This is a genomic window from Geobacter sp., assembly GCF_030834625.1.
Lineage (GTDB): Bacteria > Desulfobacterota > Desulfuromonadia > Geobacterales > Geobacteraceae > Geobacter.
Genome location: NZ_JAUQXO010000066.1, coordinates 86,483 through 92,754 on the forward strand (window position 1 = coordinate 86,483; position 6,272 = coordinate 92,754).

Here is a 6,272-nt window from a genome sequence, read left to right on the forward strand (position 1 = left end):
ATCCGGCGCCGTTGAGCATCTCAACGGCGTTTTTTTATGCCATTGCGGAGCGGGTGGAAAGCGTTTTGCATCGTCTTGTCCCCATACCCCCTGTCTGTCAAATTTGTGACTGTTCAGGGGAGACACTGAGGAAGTGACAACTCGGCACCTATAACCCATGGCAAATCTGAAGCGCTATAATGACGGCCTCGTGAAGCTTGACCTCTGGATCAGGAGACTCCTGTCCATGGGGGCCCCCGATGTCCTCCATACGGTCCTCTGCGACGGGGCCTGCGACATTGTCCGCGCTGGATCCGCTGTTTTCACCGCCATCGATCGTCCGGGAGGCGTGCTTACCTTCACGGCGGCCTCCGGCGCCTGGAACCAGATGATGAAGGGGGTCACGGTCCCCCTGCGTAGTGGCAACGTCTGCGCGGCGGTGGCTGCCTGTGGCACCCCCCTGAGGGTCGACCACCTTTCCCCGTTCTGCCGTGCAAGCTGTGAACTCTTTCAGGTCGTTGAGATGAATACGGCCCTGCTGGTGCCCATCTTCGACGAGGGGAGGGTGGCCGGCTGCCTCTCGGCGTTCCGCATGGACAACCCTTTTGACCAGGTTGACGAACAGCTTCTCCAGCAGTACGCCCACACCGCCTCAGCCGTGTTGCGCAACTTCCGCCTGATGGACGACCTCAGGGACCACGCGGCCATGTTGGAAGAGCAGATTGAGGAGCGGACCCGGGCCGAGGATCAGATCCGTCAGATGGCCTACTACGATTCCCTGACGGGGCTTCCCAACCGCCGCCTCTTCAACGATCGCCTCCGGCAGACACTGGCGTTGGCCCAGCGCCACAAACAGCTCCTTGCGGTCATGTTCCTGGATCTGGACCGCTTCAAACTCATAAACGACACCCTTGGCCATACGGTGGGGGACAGACTCCTCATGGCGGTTGCAAAGCGGCTCAGAAACTGCTGCCGCCGCGAGGGTGACACTGTGGCGCGCCACGGTGGGGACGAGTTCATCGTTAATCTTTCGGCGATTCTTGACGTGAAAGACGCCCTCAAGGTGGCCCAGAAGATCGTCGACGTCTTCAGAAACCCCTTTGTCATCGACGAACACGAGCTGTTCGTTACCACGAGCATCGGGATCAGTGTCTATCCCCACGACGGCCGCACCGGCGATGCCCTCATCAAGAATGCCGATGTGGCCATGTACCGGGCCAAGGAACAGGGGCGCAACAACTGCCAGCTTTTTACCCCGGAGATGAACACCCGGGCCTTCGAGCGGCTCTCCCTGGAAAACGACATGCACCGGGCCCTGGAACGGGACGAATTCATCCTCCACTACCAGCCCAAAGTGAACGTGGAGCATGGCCAGATCACCTGCATGGAGGCTCTGGTCCGCTGGCAGCATCCCACCATGGGGCTTGTGCCGCCGGCCCGCTTCATTCCCCTGGCCGAGGAGACGGGTCTCATCGTCCCCCTGGGGGAGTGGGTGCTGCGGACGGCCTGTCTTCAGAACCGCGCATGGCAGGACGCGGGCTACCCCACCATGCAGGTGGCGGTGAACCTCTCCCCCCGCCAGCTCCAGCAGGGAAACCTGGCGGAGACCGTGGCGCGGGTCCTGGCGGAGACGGGGCTTGCCCCCCGCTGGCTCGTCATCGAGGTTACCGAGAGCATCCTCATGGACGATGCCGAGGGAACGATCCGGACCTTCCGGCAGCTGGAGCGGATGGGGGTCCAGATCGCCATCGACGATTTCGGTACCGGCTATTCGTCGCTCCAGTACCTGAAGAAGTTTCCGGTCCATACCCTCAAGATCGATCGCTCCTTCGTGCGGGAGATCGCCTCCAACCCCGACGATGAGGCCATTGCCGGCGCCGTCATCACCATGGCCGAAGTGCTCAATCTGCGGGTGGTGGCCGAGGGGGTCGAAACCGTGGAGCAGATGGAGGTGCTGCGGGCGTTGAACTGCCGGGACATGCAGGGGTTTCTGTTCAGCAGGCCCGCCCCGGCCGACCAGTTCACCCCGGTCCTCGGTCACGCGGGTCAGTCGTACCTCAACTTCAGCAAGTGGTGTTGAATGAAGAAAAAATTTGAAACACGGAGCAACGGAGTAATATCTGAGAAAGATGCTTTTCTAGCATCCCTGCTTTGAATCACACCTAGAAGTTTTTGGTCTAAGCATTGACTTCTCCGTTGCTCCGTTGCTCCGTGTTATTCTGACTACTGTTTCAGGATTACTTACAGGATAATTTCATGTCCCCAGTGGTAATTTTCGCCATATTCTCCTTTCTCCTCGGCGCCGCGGTCGGCTCCTTCCTCAATGTCTGCATCTACCGGCTCCCGGCAGGGGAGTCCATCGTCTCGCCCCCGTCCCGTTGCCCCGCCTGCGGCGCCAGGATACGGCCCTGGCACAACATCCCGATCCTCGGCTGGCTGATCCTGGGGGGAAAGTGCCGCGACTGCGGCGCTCCCATTTCGCCCCGCTATCCCTTTGTCGAACTGCTGAACGGCCTCCTCACCCTGGCACTCTTTCTGAAGTTCGGCCCCTCCCCCACCTTCCTGGTCCTCTTCGTCTTCTGCTCGGCGCTGGTGGCCATCACCTTCATTGATCTCGACCACCAGATCATCCCCGACGTCATCAGCCTGCCGGGGATCGTCGTCGGCTTTGCCTGCTCCTTCGTGCTCCCGTGGCTCGGCTGGAAGAGCTCCCTCATGGGCATTGTGGCTGGCGGCGGGAGTCTGTTCCTGGTGGCCTGGCTCTATGAACTCTTCGCGAAGAAGGAGGGGATGGGGGGAGGCGACATCAAGCTCCTGGCCATGATGGGGGCGTTTCTCGGCTGGCGGTCCGTGCCGTTCATCATCTTCGCCTCGTCCCTCATCGGGTCGGTGGTCGGCGTAACCCTCATGCTCATCCAGAAAAAGGACGGCAAACTCGCCATCCCCTTCGGCCCGTTCCTGGCGGCGGGTGCCGTGCTCTACATCTTCTATGGCAAGGCGATCATCACGTGGTACCTGACCCTCGGCGCCCGCTAGGGAGGCCACCATGAAGCAGTTCCGCTTCAGCCTCAGCTTCCTGATCCTCTCATCCCTCTCGTTCATCCTGGTCCTCACCTGGGTGCTGCTCAGCCTCATCTCCTTCAAGACCGCCGAGAACGACCTCCTGCAGCAGAAAAACGACAAGGCCCGCATTCTTCTTGCCTCCTTCACGGCCCTGCTCCCGCCTGACCTCTCAACCATCGCGTCATCGCCGGCCGGCACCCTGGCACGCCGGCTCGCCCATGAAGGGGAGTTCGTGGGGCTCACGGTGGTGGGGCGCGACGGCGCGGTGCTTTATACCCTCGGCAAGGAAGTGCCCAAAGACGGGATGCTCGCCGAAACCATAACGACCGGCTCCGAGGCCAGCCGGTTCCCCGAGGGGCGTGCAACCCTCCGTCGCTACGCGCCCATTGTGCAGGGAGGGAGCACCGTCGGGACTGTCCGGCTCGAATTGTCGCTGCGGGGAGAGCAGAAGCTCCTGGCCCAGTCGCGGCACCTGTTCCTGGCCTACTGCGTCCTCGATTTTCTTCTTCTTCTGGCGGTCGGCTCGTTTCTCCTCTCCCGCTTCATCGTGGTCCCGGTGCGCAGGCTCCTGGCTACCACCGAGCGGATCGGCCGGGGCGAGTTCAGCCACCGGGCCGCGGTGGCCGGTGGGCGGGAGATCGCCGAGCTGGCCGATTCGTTCAATGGCATGGTCGACGCCCTGCGGGCCAAGCAGGAGGAGGCTGACCGCCACGTCCGGTCCCTGGAGCGTGCCAACCGGGAGCTCCTGGAGGCCCGGGAAGAGGCGCTCCGCTCCGAGAAGCTGGCGTCGGTGGGGCTTCTGGCTGCGGGGACCGCCCATGAGATCGGCACACCCCTCACGGCAATCATGGGGTATGCGGGGCTTCTGATGGACGAGCTGGCCGACGACCCCCGGAAGGCCGATTACCTCCGCCGTATCGAGCGGGATGCGGAGCGGATCGACCGGATCGTGCGCGACCTGCTCAACTTTGCCCGACCCGTCGAGGGGGCCACGGAGACCTTCGACGCGGCCGCTCTCGTGACCTCGACCGTGGAGATGCTTGAACTGCAGGGGGCCTTCAAGGGGATTGTGGTGACCGTGAAGGCAGCTGACGGGGTTCCCCTGCTCGAGGCCGACCCGTTCCAGCTTCAGCAGGTGCTCATCAACCTGTTCATCAACGCCCGGGACGCCATGCCCCAGGGGGGCAGCCTTGAAGTCCGGACCAGCGCAAGCCGGTTCACGCCTCCCGTCCAGGCCGAAGATTCATCTCCCCGTAGCGGACGCCGCAGGGGGGATTTCGGCGGCGCATTCCATGCCCCCTTTGCCACTGAAGGCGAACCCGTCCCCTGCGTCCGCATCGAGGTGGCTGATACCGGTTGCGGTATTGCACCGGAGGGGCTCGGGCGGATCTTCGACCCCTTCTTCACCACCAAGGAGCCCGGCAAGGGAACCGGCCTCGGGCTCGCCATCTCGGCCCGCATAGTCGATTCCTTCGGCGGTCGGATCACCGTGGAGAGCATCGTGGGGAAGGGGACCCGGTTTGTCATCTGGCTGCCGGTCGTTGGCGACGTGACGGATGAAGGGATGGGGCAATGAAACAACGGGTGCTAGTTATTGACGATGAGGAAAACCTGCGGCACATGCTGTGGGCGATGCTGCGCAAGAACGGTTACCATGCCGATGAGGCGGAGAACGGGGAGCGGGCCCTCGCCATGGCGCGGGAGCATCCCTATGACTTCATCATCTGCGATATCCGGATGCCGGTACTGGACGGGCTTGGCTTTCTCCGCAAGGCCCAGGAGGCCGGCATCGGCGGCACCATCATCATGATGTCGGCCTACGGCACCATCGATACGGCGCTCCAGTGCATGAAGGAGGGGGCCTACGACTACGTCTCCAAGCCCTTCAGGAACGACGAGGTTCTGCTCGTGCTCAAGAAGGCCGAAGAGCGGGAACGGCTTAAAACGGAGAACCGGCGGCTGCGGGCTGAGATCGGCCGAGAGTACTCCTTCGGCGCCATCGTGAGCCGTAACGGCCGGATGCGGGAAATCTTCGAGCTTATCCGCAAGGTCTGCGACGTGAAGACATCGGTTCTCGTTCTCGGCGAATCGGGCACCGGCAAGGAATTGGTGGCCAAGGCCATCCACCACAACGGCAGCCGCCGGGACGGCCCCTTCGTGGCGGTGAACTGCGGAGCCATTCCCGAGAACCTCCTGGAATCGGAGCTCTTCGGCCACGTGCGCGGCGCCTTCACCGACGCCGCTGCCGACCGGGCCGGGCTCTTCGAGGAGGCCCACGGAGGCACCCTCTTCCTGGACGAGATCGGCGATATGCCCCCCTCGCTCCAGGTGAAGCTCCTGCGGGTCCTCCAGGAGGGGGAGGTGAGGCGGGTGGGGGCCGAACGTACCACGAAGGTGGACGTGCGGGTCATCTCCGCCACCTCCCGGGACCTGGAGCGGGAGGTGGCGGAGGGACGCTTCCGCGAGGACCTCTTCTTCCGCCTCAACGTCTTCGGCATCACCCTTCCGCCCCTGCGGGAGCGGCTTGAGGACGTGCCGCTCCTCGCGGCCCATTTCCTCGAAAAGCACGGCACGGCTTTGGGAAGGCCGGGGGTGCGGGTTTCCCCCGAGGCGCTGCGGCTCCTTGCCGGGTACGGCTGGCCCGGCAACGTTCGGGAACTGGAGAACTGCATCGAGCGGTCACTCATCCTGTGCGACGCTGATGTCCTCGGCCCCGAGGCTCTTCCCGATGCGTTGCGGGGCAGTAGTATTGGTGGGGCGGTGGTCTATCCGGAGGAAGACCATCTTTCCATCAAGAAGGCCGAGGAGCGACTCGAACGGGAATTCATTCGCCGCGCCCTCGACAAGACCAACGGAAATCGCACCCACGCGGCCCGGCTTTTGGAGATCAGCCACCGGGCTCTTCTCTACAAATTGAAGGAGTATGGCATGGAGTGATAGTTGGTTGATGCTAATAAATGTGTTGTAATTTAATGAGGGCTGTGCAATTATTGCGCGGCTTTTTTTTATGTTATCTGTGCAGGGGGTGCCGGGATGCGGCAAGTACACGTTTCAGGTTATGTTGGGAATGTCCGATGCAATAAAGGTTTCACGCTCCTTGAGCTCATCCTTGTGGTTGCCATCATCAGTATCATGAGCGCCATTGCGGTGCCGGCGTTCAGCAGTCTGTACGGCGATTTCCGGCTCAAGTCGGTGGTCCGTGAGATAAGGGATATCATCAGGGATGCAAA

5 protein-coding genes are annotated in these 6,272 nt (G+C 62.5%); all 5 read left to right on the forward strand.

Going from position 1 to position 6,272, the window contains the following annotated elements; genetic code table 11:
• Positions 1 to 157: 157 nt before the first annotated feature.
• A complete protein-coding gene (locus RCH91_RS15985) occupies positions 158 to 2,059 on the forward strand; it encodes an EAL domain-containing protein (RefSeq protein WP_306535983.1) in 1,902 nt (633 codons plus the stop codon).
• A 176-nt stretch (positions 2,060 to 2,235) separates the two neighbouring features.
• On the forward strand, positions 2,236 to 3,015 hold the full coding sequence (locus RCH91_RS15990; protein ID WP_306535984.1) for an A24 family peptidase: 780 nt from the start codon (positions 2,236 to 2,238) through the stop codon (positions 3,013 to 3,015).
• 10 nt (positions 3,016 to 3,025) lie between these two features.
• The gene (locus RCH91_RS15995; RefSeq protein WP_306535985.1) at positions 3,026 to 4,618 is read left to right on the forward strand and encodes a sensor histidine kinase; all 1,593 of its coding nucleotides are present in this window, start codon (positions 3,026 to 3,028) and stop codon (positions 4,616 to 4,618) included.
• Positions 4,615 to 5,979 carry a sigma-54 dependent transcriptional regulator gene (locus RCH91_RS16000; protein WP_306535986.1) on the forward strand — a complete coding sequence of 455 codons (1,365 nt, stop codon included), beginning with the start codon at positions 4,615 to 4,617 and terminating at the stop codon, positions 5,977 to 5,979. Before RCH91_RS15995 ends, RCH91_RS16000 begins: the two co-directional genes overlap by 4 nt.
• A 96-nt stretch (positions 5,980 to 6,075) precedes the next feature.
• Positions 6,076 to 6,272 (forward strand): Tfp pilus assembly protein FimT/FimU (locus tag RCH91_RS16005; protein ID WP_306535987.1); only part of this gene is annotated, 197 nt, incomplete at its 3' end.

Bases quoted from the DNA above. Each gene is read 5' to 3' on its own strand.
- RCH91_RS15985 (WP_306535983.1), top strand. From the start codon at position 158: ATGGCAAATCTGAAGCGCTATAATGACGGCCTCGTGAAGCTTGACCTC.
- RCH91_RS15990 (WP_306535984.1), top strand. From the start codon at position 2,236: ATGTCCCCAGTGGTAATTTTCGCCATATTCTCCTTTCTCCTCGGCGCC.
- RCH91_RS15995 (WP_306535985.1), top strand. From the start codon at position 3,026: ATGAAGCAGTTCCGCTTCAGCCTCAGCTTCCTGATCCTCTCATCCCTC.
- RCH91_RS16000 (WP_306535986.1), top strand. From the start codon at position 4,615: ATGAAACAACGGGTGCTAGTTATTGACGATGAGGAAAACCTGCGGCAC.